A 20,316-nucleotide genomic window follows, 5' to 3' on the forward strand; every position below is an offset into this window, starting at 1 on the left:
ACCTGCGACCAATTGATTAAAAGTCAACTGCTCTACCAACTGAGCTAACGACCCACTATTTTACTGCTTTTAGCGCTGCTTCCAGGCTGTTTGATATCCCGTGGCAACGGCGGCATATATTACTGATTTATGAAGACGGCGCAACTAAAATTTCGAGCGAGATCACTTAACTGCTTATGATTCACCCGACAAGACCAGAAATAGAGCGATATCTGGTCATGCCGCATTCATTACATGGCACTGAGTTTTTTCTGTGCCTGTTTTGCACCATCGGTGCCGGGATATTTGCTTACAACCTGCTGATAAACCGCTTTGGCTTTAGCAGTATCCCCTTTCTCCTGCATGATCACCCCGACCTTGAACATCGCGTCCGGCGCCTTGGGTGATTTCGGATAGTTTTTGACGACGGAAGCAAAATAGAATGCCGCATCGTCTTTTTTACCCTTGTTGTAGTTCAACTGACCCAGCCAGTAGTTCGCATTGGGAACGTAGGTGGAGTCCGGGTAATTTTTAACAAAGCTACTGAACGCGGCGATAGCGTCGTCCTGGCGGGATTTATCCTGCACCAGCGCGATAGCAGCGTTGTAGTCAGTATTGGCATCGCCGCTCTGTACCGGCGTGCTGGGGGCAGCCGCTGCCCCTGCTGCGGGTGCAGGTGTCGCGGTGGCTGCTCCACCCTGATCGCCTGCCGCGGGCTGCGCTGCTGCCGCACCGCCGCTGCCAAGGCTATCAATCTGCAACAGGATCTGCTTCTGACGCTCAACAACCTGATTGAGCTGATACTGGCTCTCCTGAATCTGACCGCGCAGGGAGTCGATATCGGATTGGTTGTCAGAGAGCTGCTGCTGAAGCTGGGTTAAAAGCTGGCTGTGAGCGTTAGAGATGCGCTCAAGTTGGGTGACCCGGTCTTCAACCGAGCCTGAGCCGACACTACTGATTGGCGCTTGCGCAAAAGCGGCCCAGGGGGCCGCTATGCCAACCAGTAACGACAGACTCAACAGATGATGTCTGAAGTTACTGCTCATGCAATTCTCTTAGTAAACCAGTACGGCGCGACGGTTTTTAGCGTAAGCTGATTCGTCGTGGCCCAGTACTGCAGGTTTCTCTTTACCGTAAGAAACGATGGAGATCTGGTCAGCAGAAACGCCTTTACCCTGCAGGTACATTTTAACGGCGTTAGCACGACGTTCACCCAGGGAGATGTTGTACTCAGGAGTACCACGTTCGTCAGCGTGACCTTCTACGGTGACTTTGTAGGACGGGTTGCTACGCAGGAAGTTAGCGTGCGCATCCAGCATCGCAGCGAAGTCAGAACGGATATCGTACTTGTCCAGATCGAAGTAAACGATGTTGTTCTGCTGCAGCTGCTGCATCTGCAGGCGAGCCTGCTCTTCGGAAGAGGCGTTGCCGCTGCCGTTTGCGTCCATACCAGTGCCGGCACCCAACATGCCTTCGCCGCTCTGGTCGTTGCTTGCGTTCTTGTTAGAAGAACACGCTGCGATTGCCATAACAGGCAGAGCCAGCATCAGCCCTTTCAGCACTTTGTTCAGTTGCATTTCTTTGATTCCTTTAGTAATCAATTAATTATTATTACAGATACGGAGACCAGGCAGGGAATTTGACCTGTCCATCAGTCGCCGGAAGACGCGCTTTGAAACGCCCATCTGTAGAAACCAGATTCAGCACGGATCCCATCCCCTGAGAAGAGCTGTAGATTACCATAGTGCCGTTAGGTGCCAGACTTGGCGTTTCATCCAGGAACGTTGACGTCAAGACTTGTACGCCACCCGCTGCCAGATCTTGTTTGGCAATGTGCTGCTGCCCACCGTTGGAGCTGACCATTACCATAAATTTGCCGTCGCTGCTGACGTCAGCGTCCTGGTTCTGAGAACCTTCCCAGGAGATACGCTGCGGAGCACCGCCGTTAACGTTGACTTTATAAACCTGCGGACGACCTGCCTGGTCAGAGGTAAAGGCCAGGTTCTGGCTATCCGGGAACCAGGTCGGCTCGGTGTTATTGCTACGGCCGTCGGTCACCTGGCGGATCTGACCAGAGCCAATATCCATGACATAGAGGTTCAGGCTACCGGTTTTCGACAGGGCGAACGCGAGCTTAGTACCGTCCGGAGAGAAGGCCGGCGCACCGTTATGGCGCGGGAACGAAGCAACTTGACGCACGGCGCGGTTAGCCAGCGTCTGGATCACCAGCGCAGAACGGCCGCTCTCAAAGGTCACGTAGGCCAGTTTGCTGCCGTCCGGGGACCATGCCGGTGACATCAGCGGCTGCGGTGAACGGTGAACAACGAACTGGTTATAGCCATCGTAGTCAGAGACGCGCAGCTCGTACGGGAACTGGCCGCCGTTGGTCTGGACCACGTAAGCGATACGGGTACGGAACGCACCTTTAATACCGGTCAGCTTCTCAAAGACTTCATCACTGGCAGTATGGCCTGCATAACGCAGCCACTGCTTGTTTACCTTATAAGAGTTCTGAGCCAGTACGGTGCCCGGCGCGCCACCGGTATCTACCAGCTGGTAGGCCACGGTGTAGCTACCGTCCGGGTTAGGCGTAACCTGCCCTACCACTACGGCATCGATACCCAGCGCAGACCAGGCCGCTGGCTGCACTTCCTGAGCACTGCCTGGCTGCTGCGGCAGGCGAGAGCGATCCAGAGGATTAAACTTGCCGCTGTTGCGCAGGTCAGCACTGACGATGCCGCCGATATCTTCAGGCGCAGCGCCAGGCCCCGCCCACTGGAAAGGTACTACGCCAATCGGGCGCGCTGAGTCTACGCCCTGGGTAATCTCAATGCGCACTTCCGCGTGCAGCACTGCCGCCCAAAGCACCAAAAAACCAAACACTACACGTAATGCCTGCTTCATCTCATCTCCCTTATCCGGGCGGTAAACCCGCGATAATTTAGCAGAATGTTAACAAACTAAATATCCAAAATGACCACAGCCAGTGGAAACAGTAGTACCCTTTCCACCTTTACGTGGGGAAAGTGTAACCTAAGGTTTAAAGTCCAGTGGAGCATTTTTAAACACTTCGTAAACGGCCTGGCTCGGCGGTTTCGGGATTTTCGCCTGACGGGCTGCCGCTAATGCAGCCTGACAGAGCGCAGGATCGCCACCTTCGGACTGAATATCCAATAGCAAACCATCCGGGGCCAGTTTTATGCGCAGCGTACAGGTCTTACCCGCATATGACGACGCGTCATAAAACTTAGTTTCGATCGCTGATTTGATCATCCCGGCGTAGTTGCTGATATCCGCACCCGACGCGCCATTGTTTTTAGTACTACCACTTCCAGCCGGGGCTGCATTATTTCCTTTCGCGCCGCCACCGGTTTTCGGCGCATTCTTACCTGAACTCAGGTCACCGAAAAGGTCATCAACGTCTGACGCTGCGGCTTTCTCTGCGGCAGCAGCTTTCTTCGCCGCAGCCGCTTTAGCTGCTGCAGCTTTATCAGCAGCGGCTTTTTCAGCGGCAGCTTTCTTCTCAGCTGCGGCTTTTTCAGCTGCAGCGGCTTTCGCGGCAGCAGCCTTCTCGGCAGCAGCGGCAGCTTTCTCAGCGGCAGCCTTTTCAGCTGCGGCTTTCTTCTCAGCGGCGGCTTTTTCGGCGGCAGCGGCTTTCGCAGCGGCAGCCTTCTCGGCAGCGGCGGCCGCTTTTTCAGCTGCGGCTTTCTCTGCAGCCTGCTTAGCGGCATCGGCCTGGGCTTTCTTCTCTGCGTCCTGCTGCGCTTTCTTCGCCGCGTCGGCTTCGGCTTTCTTCTGCGCATCCGCCGCCGCTTTCTTCGCCGCGTCGGCCGCTACTTTGGCCTCGGCTTCAGCTTTGGCTTTCGCATCCGCTGCGGCTTTTTGTGCCGCCTCTTCTGCTGCCTTCGCCTGGGCATCGGCCTGCGCTTTCGCATCAGCCGCCGCTTTTGCCGCGGCCTCTTCAGCCTGCTTCTGTTTCTCCTGCGCCTGCTTCGCCGCCTCTTCAGCCTGCTTCTGCTGCTGGGCCTGCTCGCGGGCTTGCTCCTGTGCCTGCAAACGCTCTTTTTCCAGCTGCTTCAGGCGCTCCTGCTCGGCGGCCTGCTTTTCACGTAGCTCTTCCGCCTGCTGTTGCGCCTGCTTTTCACGCTGCTCTTCTGCACGCTTCGCGCTCGCCTGCTGCTGCTGCTGACGATTGTACTGCTGCACGACCGCGCCGGGATCAACCATCACGGCGTCAATGGCCGAGCCACCGCCGCCGCCTGCAGAGGCATCTATATGCTCATCAAACGAGCTCCAGATCAGTGCTGCAAACAGAATGACGTGCAGCACCGCTGAAATAATTATTGCCCGTTTAAGCTTGTCGTTTTGTTCGGTTGCCTTTGACACTCTCGGTTCCCAAAAACTGTCTGCCTGCTCAGCAGCGGATTAGATAGGCTGGGTCATTAAGCCAACCGACTTCACACCCGCGCTATGAAGCAGGTTCAGCGCTTTAATTATTTCATCGTAAGGCACTTCTTTCGCGCCACCGATTAAGAAGACCGTTTTCGGATTGGATTGCAGGCGACGTTGCGCTTCGGCAATCACCTGCTCCGGCGGTAGCTGATCCATACGATCTTTTTCCACTACCACGCTGTATTGACCCACGCCGGAAACCTCAATGATAACCGGCGGATCGTCGTTGGAGCTGACGGTTTGCGACTCGGTCGCATCCGGTAGATCCACCTCTACGCTCTGCGTGATAATCGGTGCCGTCGCCATAAAGATCAGCAGCAGCACCAGCAGGACGTCGAGCAACGGGACGATATTGATCTCGGACTTCAGCTCACGACGACCCCGACCGCGTGTTCTGGCCATGGCTTACCCCTTATTGCTCTCGGTGCTGGTAAACGCCTGACGATGCAGAATTGCAGTGAACTCTTCCATAAAGTTGTCGTAGCTCAGCTCAAGCTTATTAACACGCTGGTTCAGACGGTTATAGGCCATAACCGCAGGAATAGCGGCAAACAGACCGATGGCGGTAGCGATCAGCGCTTCCGCGATCCCCGGCGCAACCATCTGTAACGTCGCCTGCTTCACCGCGCCCAGCGCGATAAAGGCGTGCATGATCCCCCACACCGTACCAAACAGGCCGATATACGGGCTGATAGAGCCTACGGTTCCGAGGAACGGGATGTGCGTCTCCAGCGTCTCCAGCTCACGATTCATGGAGATACGCATCGCGCGGGATGCACCTTCCACGATCGCTTCCGGCGCATGGCTGTTTGCCCTGTGCAGGCGGGCAAACTCTTTAAATCCGCTGTAGAAGATCTGCTCTGAGCCAGCCAGATTTTCACGACGGCCCTGGCTCTCCTGATAGAGGCGGGAAAGTTCGATACCGGACCAGAATTTGTCCTCGAACCCTTCGGCTTCACGGGTTGCAGCGTTAAGAATACGCGTTCGCTGAATAATGATTGCCCAGGATGCGATAGAAAAACCAATCAAAATCAACATGATAAGTTTGACCAGAAGGCTTGCCTTCAGGAACAAATCAAGGATGTTCATGTCAGTCACTGCTTAAACTCCGCGACAATAGACTTGGGAAGCGCACGAGGCTTCATTAAGAGTGGATCAACGCAGACAATCAGTACCTCAGCTTCGTTCAGCACATTATTCTCTGCATTGACGATCCGCTGCGTGAAGACCAGAGAGGTTCCACGCATTGATGTAATTTCCGTTTGGACTTCGAGCATGTCGTCGAGTCTGGCGGGCGCAAAATACTCCAGCGTTATCTTGCGGACTACGAATGCTACACGCTCTGCCAACAAAACCTGCTGGCTAAAGTGGTGATGTCGCAGCATCTCCGTGCGTGCTCTTTCGTAAAAAGCGACGTAGCTGGCATGGTAAACCACACCACCGGCATCGGTGTCTTCATAGTAGACTCGAACCGGCCACTTAAATAACCTTGTATTCACTTTACATCCCGGTAATGCAATATAAGTAGAGCGTTCAAACGTTGCTACTATACGCGGGGGAAAGGTGGTTTGGAATGGGTTGAAGTAAACGCAGCGTAAAAATTTATGGGCTTGTGCAAGCCCATATCGTTAACGGACAGTTCTTATTCAAAAGAAGAAAAAGATAAGCCCTGCAGCAAGGACGATATCGGCAATAAGCGGGCAGAAAATGCCCTGCCAATGAACCGCTTTCGGTCGGAACCCTACCCCGTGGATCACGCCTGCGCAGACGGCCCACATAAGTAATAGCCCATGCCAGACGGTCAGGTCACTGGTCTTCGCCGCAAAGCGGCTGGGATCCCAAAACATACAGCCCGCCAGCACCAGCGCCATCAGCAGAGAAAGGGCCCTGAGCGGGCCCTTATCCATTACCGCATAGAGTTTTGCGATAATACTTTCCATCAGGCTTTTTCTTTACCTGCCTGGGTCGCTTCAACGTGTTCCAGCGCCAGGGCGGTAATCACGCCAAATGCACAGGCAAGAAGCGTTCCTAAAATCCATGCGAAATACCACATTGTATGCTCCTTACTTAGTACAGAGAGTGCGTGTTGCTTTCAATATGCTCTTTGGTAATGCGACCGAACATCTTCCAGTAACACCACGCGGAGTAGAGCAGAATAATCGGTACGAACACCGCAGCAACCCAGGTCATCAGGTTCAGCGTCATCTGGCTTGAGGTTGCATCCCACATGGTCAGACTGGCGTTCAGCACGGTGCTGGACGGCATGATGAACGGGAACATCGCAATACCCGCAGTCAGAATGATGCATGCCAGCGTCAGGGACGAGAAGAAGAACGCCCATGCCGATCTGTTCAAACGGCCTGCAACAAAGGTAAACAGCGGCAGTACAACGCCCAGCGCCGGGATTAACCACAGGAGCGGAGTGTTGTTGAAGTTCACCAGCCAGGCACCGGCCTCACGCACGACCTGCTTGGTCAGCGGGTTAGACGCAGCGTGATGATCGATGGCTGAGGTCACCACATAGCCGTCGATACCGAACATGACCCAAACGCCTGCCAGCGCGAAGCAAACCATCGTTACCAGCGCCGCCACCTGAGTCGTCACGCGGGAACGCACGTACACTTCGCCCGCCGTACGCATCTGCAGGTAAGTTGCACCCTGCGTCACGATCATCGCCACGCTCACTACCCCGGCCAGCAGACCAAACGGGTTCAGCAGCTGGAAGAAGTTGCCGGTATAGAAGAGGCGCATGTACTCGTCCATATGGAACGGTACGCCCTGCAGCAGGTTACCGAACGCCACGCCAATCACCAGCGGCGGTACGAAGCTGCCGATAAAGATGCCCCAGTCCCACATATTGCGCCAGCGCGGATCTTCAATCTTCGAGCGGTAGTCAAACCCGACCGGACGGAAGAACAGCGATGCCAGCACCAGGATCATCGCGACATAGAAGCCAGAGAAGGCAGCAGCGTAGACCATCGGCCAGGCAGCAAACAGCGCGCCGCCAGCGGTGATCAGCCACACCTGGTTACCGTCCCAGTGCGGAGCAATGGAGTTGATCATAATACGGCGTTCGGTGTCGTTACGCCCCAGGAAGCGGGTTAGCATCCCCACGCCCATGTCCCAGCCGTCGGTGACCGCAAAACCAATCAGCAGAATGCCAACCAGCAGCCACCAGATAAAACGTAATACTTCATAATCGATCATTTGACGACTCCTGTCTTAGCGTGCCGGCTGAGAAGCAACGGTGGACTGCCCATACTGCGTATCGGTGTCAACGTTGGCCTGCTCGTAGTGATAGCGACCCGTTTTCAGACTGCTCGGTCCGAGACGAGCAAACTTAAACATCAGGAAGACTTCCGCCACCATAAACAGGGTGTAGAGGCCGCAGATAAGGATCATAGAGAACAGCAGATCGCCCGTGGTTAGCGAAGAGTTAGCCACTGCGGTTGGCAGTACCTCACCAATCGCCCACGGCTGACGGCCATACTCGGCAACAAACCAGCCGGTTTCGATAGCGATCCACGGCAGCGGGATACCGTACAGCGCGGCGCGCAGCAGCCAGGATTTGCTGCCGATACGGTTACGGCAAACGGTCCAGAAGGAGATGGCGAAGATCAGCAGCATCAGCACGCCACAGGCAACCATGATACGGAACGCAAAGTAGAGCGGCGCGACGCGTGGAATAGAGTCCTGCGTAGCCTGCTTGATCTGGTCTTCGGTCGCATCGGTGACGTTAGGCGTATAGCGCTTCAGCAGCATGCCGTAGCCGAGGTCTTTCTTCATGCTGTTGAACTGGTCGCGTACGTTCTGGTCGGTGGAGCCGGCGCGCAGCTCTTCCAGCAGCTGGTAAGCCTTCATCCCGTTACGAATACGCTCTTCATGCTGCACCATCAGATCTTTCAGACCGATAACCGGTGTATCAACGGAGCGTGTGGCGATAATGCCCAGCGCATACGGGATCTGGATAGCGAAGTTGTTCTCCTGCTTGTCCTGATCCGGAATACCAAACAGGGTAAACGCCGCCGGTGCCGGCTGTGTCTCCCACTCGGCTTCAATCGCAGCCAGTTTGGTTTTCTGCACGTCACCCATCTCATAGCCAGACTCATCGCCCAGTACGATAACAGAGAGCACGGCGGCCATGCCGAAGCTGGCAGCGATAGCAAAGGAGCGCTTGGCGAACGCCATATCGCGGCCGCGCAGCAGATAGTAGGAGCTGATGCCAAGAATGAACATCGCGCCGCAGGTGTAGCCTGCCGCCACGGTGTGGACGAACTTCACCTGGGCAACGGGGTTAAGCACCAGCTCAGAGAAGCTCACCATCTCCATACGCATGGTTTCGAAGTTGAAATCCGACGCGATAGGGTTCTGCATCCAGCCGTTTGCCACGAGGATCCACAGAGCCGAGAGGTTAGAACCCAGCGCCACCAGCCAGGTCACCGCCATATGCTGCACTTTGCCCAGGCGATCCCAGCCAAAGAAGAACAGGCCAACGAAGGTGGACTCAAGGAAGAACGCCATCAGGCCTTCGATGGCCAGCGGTGCACCGAAGATATCGCCTACGTAGTGTGAGTAATAGGACCAGTTAGTCCCGAACTGGAACTCCATGGTCAGACCGGTGGCCACGCCCAGCGCAAAGTTGATACCAAACAACTTGCCCCAGAACTTGGTCATATCTTTATAGATCTGTTTGCCGGACAGAACGTAGACCGTTTCCATAATTGCCAACAGGAACGCCATACCGAGCGTTAAAGGAACAAAAAGGAAGTGGTACATCGCGGTTAAGGCAAACTGCAAGCGTGACAGTTCGACTATATCTAACATCATGACTCCTTGCGCATCGCATGAAGACTTCGAGAGCAAACCCCGTTAGAGAGGGTCTACACACATGCCCCAATACAAAATTATCTATTGCTTTTCACTGCTGCTGCCACGTAAAAAGAGCCAGCCGCAGCGAAAAGTTACAGACAGGTTAATAAAAAGCCCAAATTGATCTCGCGATATATTACGCCGCAAATCCCTTACAATAAATAGGATTTTAATAAACCTTTTTTACGTTTTTCGACGGGGATCAATTTATCGCCAGTTTACAACTTTTCGACCATTTTGATCAGCGACAATTTAACGATTTTTAGAAATTTTTTCCATGTTTTAAATATTGATCTAAATCAATTTTTACCTCATTTGTTAAGAATGTATCTTTGTCGCTCTCACGGTGACAAATATGTTAAAAATATGTTCCAATAAAAATTGGATCGTTAAAAGGTATGCCGTATAGCCGCAGACTCGTATCGGTAACTATGCCTTAATAACGTGCTTTGCACGTCCACTCCATTTTAAAGATAACTGACTCTTAAGTTTAATCAATATTTATCCCTTCCCAGAAAAATGTCTCCTACATACTTGGATGCCGCTCACGCTTTATCATTTATATTTATAAAAGTAATTATCAATTAAATATCAAACCACAATAGAAATAAAATATAACTCATTGTTTAATATGTATTTTTAAAGTAAATAGAGTTAAATCAATCTTTTATAGCAAGATCTTTTGAAAATAGATCAATTGCCTCTTGCCTCCCCTCCCCTCACACTTAGACCTATTCTATAGCCGTTGTAATTTTAATCCTGCCTGGCTTTCATCATAGCGACAAATTAATAGAGGATGCCCATGAAAAAATCAACGCTCGTTATTGGCGTAATTGGAGCCGACTGCCATGCCGTTGGCAACAAGGTTCTGGATCGCGTTTTTACTGCCTGCGACTTTCGGGTGATCAACCTGGGCGTAATGGTCAGTCAGGATGAGTACATTGACGCCGCTATCGAAACCGGGGCCGATGCGATTGTGGTCTCCTCTATTTACGGTCACGGCGATATTGACTGCCTGGGCTTACGTGAGCGCTGCATCGAGCGTGGGGTAGGAGAAATTTTACTTTATGTCGGCGGCAATTTGGTTGTCGGTAAACATGACTTTGCTGAAGTAGAAAGCACATTTAAAGCGATGGGCTTCGATCGCGTTTTTTCCCCAAGTCACGATCTGGCGGATGTTTGTCAATTAATTGCTAAAGATATTAACAATAAATTAACCAATTTCCGCTCACAGTCGGAAGAGGTTGTGTGATGCGTACGGTATCCGTCGATATTGGCTCGACCTGGACCAAGGCTGCGCTTTTTGAAGTTGCAGGTGATCATACCCTCAGGCTTCTTAACCAGGCCGTCACGCCAACTACTACTCATCATCTTGCCGAAGGTTTTTTCACCTGCCTGCATCATTTGCTGAATGTCTCAAATGCCAGGCCGCTGCTCAGGCGCGGCGACGTTACGCTGAAATACTCCTCCTCCGCGAAAGGCGGGCTGGCCGTCGCCGCTATGGGGTTGGTGCCCTCCATTACGCTTGAAGCCGCGAAGGTCACCGCCCATTCGGCAGGAGCAAAAATCGCCCACTATTATGCCTACAAGCTGACGCCGCAGGATATTCGTCAGCTTGAGGCTTCGCCACCCGATATCCTGCTGTTCGCCGGAGGAACCGATGGCGGAGAGACGCGCTATGGTCTGGACAACGCCCGGCTGCTCGCTGCGTCTGAACTGGACTGTGCCATTGTCTACGCTGGCAACCGCGACATTCAGTATGAGATCCAGCAGCTGCTGGCGCATAAACAGCTGACGGTGGTGGACAATATCCTCCCCGAGCTGGATTCGCCCAACCCGCTACCCGCTCGCCAGGCGATCTGCGACATCTTCCTTTCACACATCGTCAAAGGAAAAGGACTGGATGCCATCGTGGATGAAACTGGCGAGGCCCCCCTGCCTACGCCGTGGACGGTCTTTGAGCTGGTTAAGCTAATGAGCCAGCATGATGATGCCTGGCAGGCGTTCATGCTGATTGATATGGGAGGGGCAACCACCGATGTTTACTCCGCCTGCGCCAACACCCTCTCTCCGGATACCGTTCTCCACGGCCTGCCTGAACCCGGCGTAAAACGTACCGTTGAGGGTGACCTGGGGATGCGCGTCTCTGCGGCGGTAGTTGGCGAAAGCACCAGAGCGCTAATCGACACGCTTTTTGCCTCGCAGCCCGAGCAGCACGCTGCGTTTTACCGCTATCTCAACAAGCTCGTTGCCAACCCTGGATCCCTGCCTGCCTGCCCGCAAGAGCATCGTTTCGACGCCTTACTGGCCGGGCTATGCGTAGCCTATGCCAGCGAACGCCACGCTGGAACCAAAAAAGCGGTGGCCACCTGCGCTGGCACGGTTGACCTGCAAATCGGCCGTGACCTTACCCCGGTACGCAAAGTGGTGGGCTCCGGCGGTTGGCTATCCCGGGCCGCGTCGTTCGATATTCACCGCTGGCTTAAATATCGCGATCTCGATGCCCGTGGCAATCGGATCCTGCTGCCCACGCAGTTCGACTACTACCGGGATGAAAAAGGTCTGATTCCTCTGCTGGCCAATGCCGCCCGACTCTATCCCCAGGCGGCAGCGCTTGCCAGCATTCACTGTTTAACCCCAAACCCAAGGTAGCAACGAATGGAACTCAGCAATAAAAAGATAACCCATGATGATTTCATGTCTGAGCGGCACGGTGTTCTGGAAACATGGCCGACCGGGAAGGACGTTACCCATTTCGACGATGGCGTTAAGTACCAGCAGACCATCCCCGAGGCCAAAAACTTCGCTCGTGCGCTGCGTATGGCGGATGAACAGGGTATTACCCTCAGCCAGCCCCGCGCGGGCGTAGCGCTGCTGGATGAGCATATTGCCCTGCTTAAGGTGCTGGAGCAGGAGTGCGATCTGCTCCCCACGACCATAGACGCCTACACCCGCCTGAATCGCTACGAAGATGCTGCGGTAGGCATTCAAAAATCGCTCGAGGCGGGTACCTCAAAACTGAACGGGTTACCGGTAGTAAATCACGGCGTTGCCGCCTGCCGCCGCCTGACCGAATCCCTGCAGAAACCGCTTCAGGTCAGGCACGGAACGCCTGACGCACGCCTGCTGGCTGAGATCTCCATCGCCAGCGGCTTTACCAGCTACGAGGGGGGCGGGATCTCCTACAACATTCCCTACGCAAAACGGGTCACGCTCGAAAAATCCCTGCGCGACTGGCAGTACTGCGATCGCCTGATAGGCCTGTATGAAGAGCATGGCATCCGTATTAACCGCGAACCTTTCGGCCCCCTGACCGGCACGCTGATCCCGCCGTTTATGTCACATGCAGTAGCCATCATTGAAGGATTACTGGCGCTGGAACAGGGCGTGCGCTCTATTACGGTTGGCTATGGCCAGGTAGGCAGTCTGACCCAGGACGTGGCCGCCGTTAAGGCACTGCGCGAACTCGCCCATGACTATTTCCGCCAGCAGGGTTACGACGACTACGAGCTCAGCACCGTCTTCCATCAGTGGATGGGCGGCTTCCCGGAAGATGAATCAAAAGCGTTTTCCGTGATCGCCTGGGGAGCAGCCGTTGCCGGTATGGCGGGCGCAACCAAAGTCATTACCAAGAGCCCCCATGAAGCCTTCGGTATTCCTACCGCTGCCGCAAATGCCCAGGGGCTAAAGGCATCACGCCAGATGCTTAACATGGTTCGCGACCAGCCCTTCCCTGTCTGCCGTGCAGTCGATCTGGAGGTTGAGCTGATCAAGCGCGAGGTACGCGCCGTGCTGGATGCGGTGTTTGCCCTCGGTAACGGCGATATCGCCCGCGGTACGGTGCTGGCTTTTGAGGCCGGCGTACTGGATATCCCCTTTGCCCCGGCGGCCTGTAACGCAGGCAAGATGACCCCGGTGCGCGACAATACCGGCGCTATTCGCATCTTAGAAGCCGGTGCCGTCCCGCTCCCGGATGACATCCTGGGGATGCATCACGACTTTGTTGCCGAACGCGCCAGGGTTGAACGGCGCCCTGCCTCCTTCCAGATGGTTGTTGACGATATCAATGCCGTATCCCACAGCAAGTTAATAGGAAGACCAGAATGAAAATAAAACAGGTGCTATTTACCGCAGGTTACTCCTCCTTCTACTTTGACGATCAGCAGGCCATCAAGAACGGTGCGGGCCATGATGGCTTTATCTATACCGGCCAACCGGTGACGCCGGGCTTTACCTCAGTGCGCCAGGCCGGAGAGTGCGTTTGCGTGCAGCTGCTTCTGGAGAACGGCGCCGTTGCCGTAGGTGACTGTGCGGCGGTGCAGTACTCCGGGGCCGGTGGGCGCGATCCTCTCTTCCTGGCGGCAAACTTTATTCCGTGGCTTAACGATCATATTAAGCCGCTGCTGGAGGGCCGCGACGTGCAGGCTTTCCTGCCCAACGCCCGTTTTTTTGACAATCTGCGCATTGAGGGCAAACCGCTGCACACCGCGGTCCGCTATGGTCTCTCGCAGGCGCTACTGGATGCCGCCGCGCTGGCAACGGGCCGACTCAAAGCAGAGGTTATCGCCGATGAATGGCAGCTGCCGACGGTTGCCGAGCCAATCCCACTGTTTGGTCAGAGCGGAGACGATCGCTACATCGCCGTTGATAAAATGATCCTCAAGGGGGTTAACGTTCTGCCTCATGCGCTGATCAACAACGTGGAAGAGAAGTTAGGTTATGACGGCGAGAAGCTGCGTGACTATATCCGCTGGCTGGCAAACCGGGTGATGTCCCTGCGCACCAGCCCACGCTACCACCCTACCCTGCACATTGACGTCTACGGCACTATCGGCCTGATCTTCGATCAGGATCCGCAGCGCTGCGCCCGCTATATCGCCAGTCTCGAAAAAGAGACTCAGGGCCTGCCGCTCTATATTGAGGGGCCGGTTGACGCCGGTAACAAGGCCGATCAAATCCGTCTCCTGACGGCAATCACCCGCGAGCTGACGAAGCTCGGCTCTGGGGTGAAGATTGTTGCCGACGAGTGGTGCAACACCTATCAGGATATTGTCGACTTTACCGACGCGGGCAGCTGCCACATGGTGCAGATCAAGACGCCCGATTTAGGCAGCATCCACAACATTGTCGATGCGGTGCTCTACTGCAACCAGCACGGTATGGAGGCTTACCAGGGTGGAACCTGTAATGAGACAGAGGTGAGTGCCAGAACCTGTGTTCACGTTGCCCTCGCCGCGCGTCCCATGCGCATGCTAATCAAACCCGGCATGGGATTTGACGAGGGCCTTAACATCGTCTTTAACGAAATGCAGCGCACCCTTGCGCTCATTCAGGCGAGGGGGTGAGCGATGGCAAAAACGTTTAAGATCCTGTCGCCGACGGCAATCCTCGGCTACGGCTTTCCGGAAGAGAGCTTTTTAAGCGCGCTGGCTGAAAGCCCTGATTTGATCGCCGTAGATGCAGGCTCATCCGATCCTGGTCCGCACTATCTTGGCGCGGGCAAACCTTTTACCGATCGCGCCGGGGTCAAACGCGACCTGCGCTATATGATCTCAGCCGGGGTAAAACAGGGCATCCCGGTGGTAATCGGTACGGCAGGCGGCTCGGGTGCAGCTCCGCATCTCGCGTGGTGTCGTGAGATCGTGCTGGAGATCGCCCGTGAAGAGCAGCTCTCATTCACTCTGGCAACGATTCCCGCAGATGTCGACAAGCAGATCGTTCACCAGGCGCTGGATGCGGGCAACATTACCGCCCTCGACTTTGTGCCGCCGTTAACCCATCAGGATATTGATGACAGCACCGCAATTGTTGCACAGATGGGCGTGGAGCCTTTCCAGCGCGCACTGGCGGCCGGGGCACAGGTGGTATTAGGCGGACGCGCTTACGATCCTGCCTGTTTTGCGGCCCTGCCGATGATGCAGGGCTTTGACGAGGGGCTGGCGCTGCACTGCGGGAAGATCCTCGAGTGTGCCGCCATTGCCGCCACGCCGGGATCCGGCTCAGACTGTGCTATGGGGATCCTCGACGACCGGGGCTTCACCCTGAAAGTGTTTAACCCGAAACGGAAGTTTACCGAAACCTCTGCGGCGGCCCACACGCTGTATGAGAAGTCTGACCCCTATTTTCTCCCCGGACCGGGCGGCGTGCTGAATTTGCAGGCCTGCACTTTCAATGCGGTTAATGAGAGAGAGGTCTACGTCAGCGGCTCCCGCCACGAGACCACGCCCTACCGGTTAAAGCTGGAGGGTGCCCGGCTGGTGGGCTACCGCTGCCTGACCATCGCCGGCGTTCGCGATCCCATTATGATTGCCGGAATTGAAACCATCCTTGAGGAGGTGAAGTCCAGCGTCGTTAGCAATCTGAGCCTCAACGCGGAAGAGATCCACATTACTTTTCATCTCTACGGCAAAAACGGCGTGATGGGTGAGCATGAACCCGTACCGCAGGTTGGACACGAGCTGGGGATCGTTCTCGACGTTGTGGCGCCGGACCAGCCGCTCGCTAACAGCGTTTGCTCACTGGTGCGCTCAACGCTGCTGCACTACGGCTACGAAGGCCGGATTGCTACGGCGGGCAACCTTGCCTTCCCCTTCTCGCCCTCGGACGTTCAGTGCGGTGCGGTCTATGAATTCTCCATTTACCACCTTATTGAGGCGAGTGAGGCGCTGCAGTTCCCCTTCATTCTTGAACAGGTAACGCCCGAAGGAGTATTGGCATGAAACAGTCCATTCGTTCTTTAGCTTTAGTGATCCGGTCGAAAAATGCCGGGCCCTATGAGCTGGTGCTGGATATTCTCTTCAAACAGCAAAGCGACTATCTGGCGGTGAAAGCCTCCGGGCAGTTTACCGCCCAGCTGATTGCGCGCCTGTATAACCTTGACGAGACACACCTTCCCCGCATCGTCTGGTTCGATCCGGCCAATGCCGTCAAAACCATTTTACCGCGGGGTATCGTTTCAGGTAACAGAGGGGATAACGACGTCTATGGTGCACAACAGCATGCGCCGTTATTAGACATCATTTTTGATATTTAACCCAGATAACCCTTTACAGGGTACGTCGCTGCGTACCCTTATTCTAAAACTTGCTGGTCATAAGAAAGAATTGAAAACGTAACCTTTGCGCTACCAGCGCCTTAATCCGATGGAGTGAAAATGAAGTCGAAAAGCTTAACCACGATGATTATCGCGGGTCTTATTCTGGGTATTATTGCCGGATTTATGGTTAATAGGGTTGCCTCGCCAGAGACAGCCAAGGCCTATTCTCAGGATATATCCATTCTGACTGCGATATTTCTGCGCCTGATAAAAATGATTATCGCCCCGTTAATTATCTCTACGCTGGTCGTGGGGATTGCCAAAATGGGCGATGCCAAAACGCTGGGGCGAATTTTCTCCAAAACCCTGTCTCTTTTTATCTGTGCCTCGCTGATCTCCATTGCCTTAGGCCTGGTTATTGTTAATATTTTCCAGCCCGGTAGCGGAATTAATTTTGTTGCCCACGACGCGGCCAGCGTCGCTGCATTAAAGGCTGAGCCTTTTACTTTTAACGTTTTTATTTCACATGCCATTCCCACCAGTATCGTTGACGCTATGGCCCGCAACGAGGTTTTACAGATTGTTGTCTTCTCTATCTTCTTAGGCTGTGGGCTGGCAGCGATTGGCGATAAAGGTGAACCTATAGTGCATGTGCTGGACTCGCTGGTTGAGGTCATGCTCAAAATTACCGGCTACGTGATGCTCTTTGCCCCTTTTACAGTGTTTGCTGCGATCTCCGCCATGATTGCGGAGCGCGGGCTGGGCGTACTGGTCAGCGCCGGGATCTTCATGGGCGAATTTTATATGACGCTCGCATTGCTATGGGTCATCTTAATCGGTGCCTCTTTTGTCACTATTGGCCCCTGCATTCTCCGCTTAACCAAGAGGATCGCAGAGCCTGCCCTGCTGGCGTTTACCACCTCCAGTTCGGAAGCCGCTTTTCCCGGCACGCTGAAGGCACTGGAAACGTTTGGTGTCTCGCCGAAAATAGCCAGCTTCGTTCTGCCGATCGGCTACTCGTTTAACCTGGTAGGTTCAATGGCGTACTGCTCTTTCGCCACTATTTTTATCGCCCAGGCGTGCAATATTCAACTTGGTATGGGAGAGCAGATCACCATGCTGCTTATTCTCATGCTGACCTCTAAAGGTATGGCCGGCGTGCCGCGCGCCTCGCTGGTGGTTATTGCTGCCACCCTCAATCAGTTCACTATTCCGGAAGCCGGACTGATTTTATTGATGGGCGTCGATCCCTTCCTTGATATGGGTCGCTCTGCCACCAACGTAATGAGTAACGCAATGGGTGCAGCCCTTGTTAGCCGCTGGGAGGGAGAACACTTTGGCGAAGGCTGCCGTGGAAAAGCATCGCAGCTTGCGCGGTTATAATAAACAGATTAGCGAGAAATTATTATGATTAAACCTTTTATCTGGCAAGATCTTTTCCCGCATGGTAAAGACCTCACTGAATATTATCTGCTTAGCGACCAATATGTTTCGATTAACGAACACGATAACAGAACGCTAATTACCGTGGATCCAAAAGGATTAACGGCGCTGGCAAAGCAGGCGTTTTACGAGGCCTCTTTTTTCTTGCGCACCGCGCATATTAAGCAGGTTGCATCGATCCTTCACGATCGCGAGGCCAGCGAAAACGATCGTTACGTTGCCCTACAGCTGCTCCGGAATGCCGAGGTCTCGGCCAAGGGTATTCTGCCCAACTGTCAGGATACCGGTACTGCGACTATCGTCGCCGAGAAAGGGCAGTCAATCTGGACCTGCTGTAACGATGCCGAGGCGTTAAGCCAGGGGATCTACGAAACCTTTCAGGAACATAATCTACGCTACTCGCAAAACGCACCGCTGGATATGTATGTGGAGGTAAACACCGGCACAAACCTGCCCGCACAGATTGATATTGCGGCGACGCCGGGAGATGAATACAAATTTCTGTTTATTAACAAAGGTGGCGGCTCGGCTAACAAGGCGGCGCTGTTTCAGGAGAGTAAGTCCATCCTTGCCCCAGAAAAACTGGTTCCCTTTTTAGTAGCCAAAATGCAGGCGCTCGGCACCGCGGCCTGTCCGCCATACCATATTGCTTTTGTTATTGGCGGAACCTCCGCCGAGCAGTCGCTGAAGGTGGCCAAGCTGGCATCAACGACGTATTACGATACGCTGCCCACCAGCGGCAACGCGCTTGGCCGGGCGTTTCGCGATCTACAGCTTGAGGAGACGCTGCTTAACGCCAGCCGGGCGCTGGGCATCGGCGCGCAGTTTGGCGGTAAATATTTTGCCCATGATATCCGGGTCATCCGTCTGCCGCGGCACGGCGGCTCGTGTCCGATTGCTCTCGCCCTCTCCTGCTCCGCCGACCGTAACATCAAGGCTAAAATCAATCGTCACGGGATCTGGCTGGAGAAGCTGGAGCGCGACCCAGGACGGTTTATTCCTGAGAAGCTGCGTACGCCTGGCGACAGCACCGGGGTCAGAATCGATCTCAATCGGCCGCTGCGGGAGGTCATGCGCGAGCTAGCGTGTTATCCGGTGGGCACGCGTCTCTCTCTAAGCGGTCCGCTGGTTGTCGCCCGGGATATTGCCCATGCCAAACTCAAGGCCAGGCTTGATGCCGGTATAGCCCTGCCGGACTACATGAAGAACTATATTGTCTACTACGCTGGCCCCGCTAAAACGCCCAAGGGCGGCATTTCAGGATCGCTGGGGCCAACGACCGGTGGCCGGATGGACGGCTACGTAGAGGCGTTTCAGGCGGCGGGTGGAAGCCTGGTGATGCTGTCTAAAGGTAACCGTAGCCAGCAGGTGACCGACGCCTGCGCCAGGCACGGCGGGTTTAATCTTGGCAGCATCGGAGGCGCAGCAGCTCTGCTGGCGCAGGACTATGTGAGCAGCCTGCGTTGCCTGGAGTATCCCGAACTGGGCATGGAGGCGATATGGATGATGGAGGTAAAAGATATGCCTGCTTTTATCCTGGTGGATGATAAAGGCCATAACTTTTACCAACAGTTTGAGCAGGACCACTGCTGTCGCCTCTGTCCATCACAGAGCATTAAATAGCGCATGCCGCTCGGCCGCTGACTTTTTTAATAGCCAGTCGCGGAAGAGCGGCATTCCGCCAGATTCCACACCGTCGTCCCGCCAGGTCAGAATAAAGTGATTACCGGTGCGCATGGGCACGTCACAGGGGATCACCATGCTGCCGCTATCAAGATCGTGCTGAACGGAAAAACGTGGCAGCAATGCGACCCCCAGTCTGGAGTGGACGGCCGCAATCAGCATCGAGATAAGGTCGAAACGCGGGCCAAGCTTCACTCTGGGGCTGTTAATACCAGAGAGGGAGAACCACTCGGCCCAGCCCTCAATGCGCGTGCTCTGATGCAGCAGCGTAAAGTTATCCAGCAGCTGCCCCACCTTTATTTTCTTCCCGGTGTAACCAGGCAGCGTTCTGCTGCAAACCGGGAGCAGTTCCTCTTCAAACAGAGCGTCGACCCGCGCGAGGGGCGCACAGAAATCCTCTCGCATGATGGCTGCATCGTAATCGCGATTAAGAAAATCCCCTACGCTTGCCAGCGAGTTGATATTCACTACGACGTCGGGATAGCATTTATTAAATTCACCTAGCTTGGGAATAAGCCAGTGAGTACTTAGCGTGGGGTTAACGGCCAGTTCAACAACCCGTGACGTGGGTTGCCAGGTCATAATAGCATGGGTATCACGCTCAAGTTTATTTAACGTATCCTTTACCATGTCGAGATAATATTTCCCCGCTTCATTGAGGAAAATACGTTTTTTGGCATGGCTGAATAGCTCGACACTGAGAAAATCCTCTAGCGCCGCCATCTGGCGAAACACTGCGCTTTGGGTCAAGGCCAGCTCCTCTGCGGCACGGGTATAGCTTTCATGGCGCGCCACGGCTTCAAAGGTAATGAGTAACTCTGTTTTTGGTAACTTTCCTCGCATACTGCCTCCCT

Annotated in this window: 20 protein-coding genes; 8 read left to right on the plus strand and 12 right to left on the minus strand. The window is 54.5% G+C overall.

Going from position 1 to position 20,316, the window contains the following annotated elements:
* Positions 1-230: 230 nt before the first annotated feature.
* The 11 genes from cpoB to cydA all read right to left on the minus strand — a co-directional run bounded on the left by cpoB (position 231) and on the right by cydA (position 9,255).
* Positions 231-1,025, minus strand: a complete 795-nt coding sequence (cpoB, locus tag RTX96_RS10925; RefSeq protein ID WP_103819800.1) for a cell division protein CpoB — start codon at positions 1,023-1,025, stop codon at positions 231-233.
* A gap of 9 nt (positions 1,026-1,034) precedes the next feature.
* On the minus strand, positions 1,035-1,556 hold the full coding sequence (pal, locus tag RTX96_RS10930; RefSeq protein WP_103819801.1) for a peptidoglycan-associated lipoprotein Pal: 522 nt from the start codon (positions 1,554-1,556) through the stop codon (positions 1,035-1,037).
* A gap of 34 nt (positions 1,557-1,590) precedes the next feature.
* On the minus strand, positions 1,591-2,883 hold the full coding sequence (gene tolB / locus RTX96_RS10935) for a Tol-Pal system beta propeller repeat protein TolB (protein ID WP_103819802.1): 1,293 nt from the start codon (positions 2,881-2,883) through the stop codon (positions 1,591-1,593).
* A 129-nt stretch (positions 2,884-3,012) separates the two neighbouring features.
* Positions 3,013-4,365 carry a cell envelope integrity protein TolA gene (tolA, locus tag RTX96_RS10940; RefSeq protein ID WP_103819803.1) on the minus strand — a complete coding sequence of 451 codons (1,353 nt, stop codon included), beginning with the start codon at positions 4,363-4,365 and terminating at the stop codon, positions 3,013-3,015.
* Positions 4,366-4,404: 39 nt separating this feature from the next.
* Positions 4,405-4,833, minus strand: a complete 429-nt coding sequence (tolR, locus tag RTX96_RS10945; RefSeq protein ID WP_103819804.1) for a colicin uptake protein TolR — start codon at positions 4,831-4,833, stop codon at positions 4,405-4,407.
* Between the two features lie 3 nt (positions 4,834-4,836).
* On the minus strand, positions 4,837-5,529 hold the full coding sequence (gene tolQ, locus RTX96_RS10950) for a Tol-Pal system protein TolQ (protein WP_103819805.1): 693 nt from the start codon (positions 5,527-5,529) through the stop codon (positions 4,837-4,839).
* Complete coding sequence (ybgC, locus tag RTX96_RS10955; protein ID WP_103819806.1) at positions 5,526-5,930, minus strand: tol-pal system-associated acyl-CoA thioesterase; 405 nt, start codon at positions 5,928-5,930, stop codon at positions 5,526-5,528. Before ybgC ends, tolQ begins: the two co-directional genes overlap by 4 nt.
* A gap of 147 nt (positions 5,931-6,077) precedes the next feature.
* The gene (gene ybgE, locus RTX96_RS10960) at positions 6,078-6,371 is read right to left on the minus strand and encodes a cyd operon protein YbgE (RefSeq protein ID WP_103819807.1); all 294 of its coding nucleotides are present in this window, start codon (positions 6,369-6,371) and stop codon (positions 6,078-6,080) included.
* Positions 6,371-6,484, minus strand: coding sequence for a cytochrome bd-I oxidase subunit CydX (gene cydX / locus RTX96_RS10965; RefSeq protein WP_103819808.1), 114 nt, complete (start codon positions 6,482-6,484; stop codon positions 6,371-6,373). The genes ybgE and cydX overlap by 1 nt, the downstream gene beginning before the upstream one ends.
* Positions 6,485-6,498: 14 nt before the next feature.
* Positions 6,499-7,638, minus strand: a complete 1,140-nt coding sequence (cydB, locus tag RTX96_RS10970; RefSeq protein ID WP_103819809.1) for a cytochrome d ubiquinol oxidase subunit II — start codon at positions 7,636-7,638, stop codon at positions 6,499-6,501.
* 15 nt (positions 7,639-7,653) lie between these two features.
* A complete protein-coding gene (cydA, locus tag RTX96_RS10975) occupies positions 7,654-9,255 on the minus strand; it encodes a cytochrome ubiquinol oxidase subunit I (RefSeq protein ID WP_103819810.1) in 1,602 nt (533 codons plus the stop codon).
* An 847-nt stretch (positions 9,256-10,102) separates the two neighbouring features.
* Between cydA and glmS the strand changes: the two genes are divergently transcribed.
* From glmS to RTX96_RS11015, 8 genes are all read left to right on the plus strand, one after another.
* Positions 10,103-10,552 (plus strand): methylaspartate mutase subunit S, encoded by a 450-nt coding sequence (glmS, locus tag RTX96_RS10980; RefSeq protein ID WP_312268914.1) that lies wholly within the window; start codon positions 10,103-10,105, stop codon positions 10,550-10,552.
* Positions 10,552-11,952 (plus strand): methylaspartate mutase accessory protein GlmL, encoded by a 1,401-nt coding sequence (gene glmL / locus RTX96_RS10985; protein WP_312670971.1) that lies wholly within the window; start codon positions 10,552-10,554, stop codon positions 11,950-11,952. Before glmS ends, glmL begins: the two co-directional genes overlap by 1 nt.
* A 6-nt stretch (positions 11,953-11,958) precedes the next feature.
* The gene (locus RTX96_RS10990) at positions 11,959-13,407 is read left to right on the plus strand and encodes a methylaspartate mutase subunit E (RefSeq protein ID WP_312670972.1); all 1,449 of its coding nucleotides are present in this window, start codon (positions 11,959-11,961) and stop codon (positions 13,405-13,407) included.
* The gene (locus RTX96_RS10995; RefSeq protein WP_312670974.1) at positions 13,404-14,645 is read left to right on the plus strand and encodes a methylaspartate ammonia-lyase; all 1,242 of its coding nucleotides are present in this window, start codon (positions 13,404-13,406) and stop codon (positions 14,643-14,645) included. The genes RTX96_RS10990 and RTX96_RS10995 overlap by 4 nt, the downstream gene beginning before the upstream one ends.
* Before the next feature lie 3 nt (positions 14,646-14,648).
* Positions 14,649-16,019 carry an acyclic terpene utilization AtuA family protein gene (locus RTX96_RS11000; protein ID WP_103819815.1) on the plus strand — a complete coding sequence of 457 codons (1,371 nt, stop codon included), beginning with the start codon at positions 14,649-14,651 and terminating at the stop codon, positions 16,017-16,019.
* Positions 16,016-16,333 (plus strand): DUF4387 domain-containing protein, encoded by a 318-nt coding sequence (locus RTX96_RS11005; protein WP_103819816.1) that lies wholly within the window; start codon positions 16,016-16,018, stop codon positions 16,331-16,333. Before RTX96_RS11000 ends, RTX96_RS11005 begins: the two co-directional genes overlap by 4 nt.
* Before the next feature lie 120 nt (positions 16,334-16,453).
* The gene (locus tag RTX96_RS11010) at positions 16,454-17,719 is read left to right on the plus strand and encodes a dicarboxylate/amino acid:cation symporter (RefSeq protein ID WP_103819817.1); all 1,266 of its coding nucleotides are present in this window, start codon (positions 16,454-16,456) and stop codon (positions 17,717-17,719) included.
* 24 nt (positions 17,720-17,743) lie between these two features.
* Positions 17,744-19,402 (plus strand): fumarate hydratase, encoded by a 1,659-nt coding sequence (locus RTX96_RS11015; protein ID WP_312670975.1) that lies wholly within the window; start codon positions 17,744-17,746, stop codon positions 19,400-19,402.
* On the opposite strand, the gene RTX96_RS11020 is transcribed toward RTX96_RS11015, so the two are convergent.
* On the minus strand, positions 19,385-20,305 hold the full coding sequence (locus tag RTX96_RS11020; protein ID WP_103819819.1) for a LysR substrate-binding domain-containing protein: 921 nt from the start codon (positions 20,303-20,305) through the stop codon (positions 19,385-19,387). The two genes, RTX96_RS11015 and RTX96_RS11020, sit on opposite strands and share 18 nt — an antisense overlap.
* Positions 20,306-20,316: the final 11 nt, after the last annotated feature.

This window comes from Pseudescherichia sp., from assembly GCF_032052675.1.
In the GTDB taxonomy this organism is placed as follows: domain Bacteria; phylum Pseudomonadota; class Gammaproteobacteria; order Enterobacterales; family Enterobacteriaceae; genus Pseudescherichia.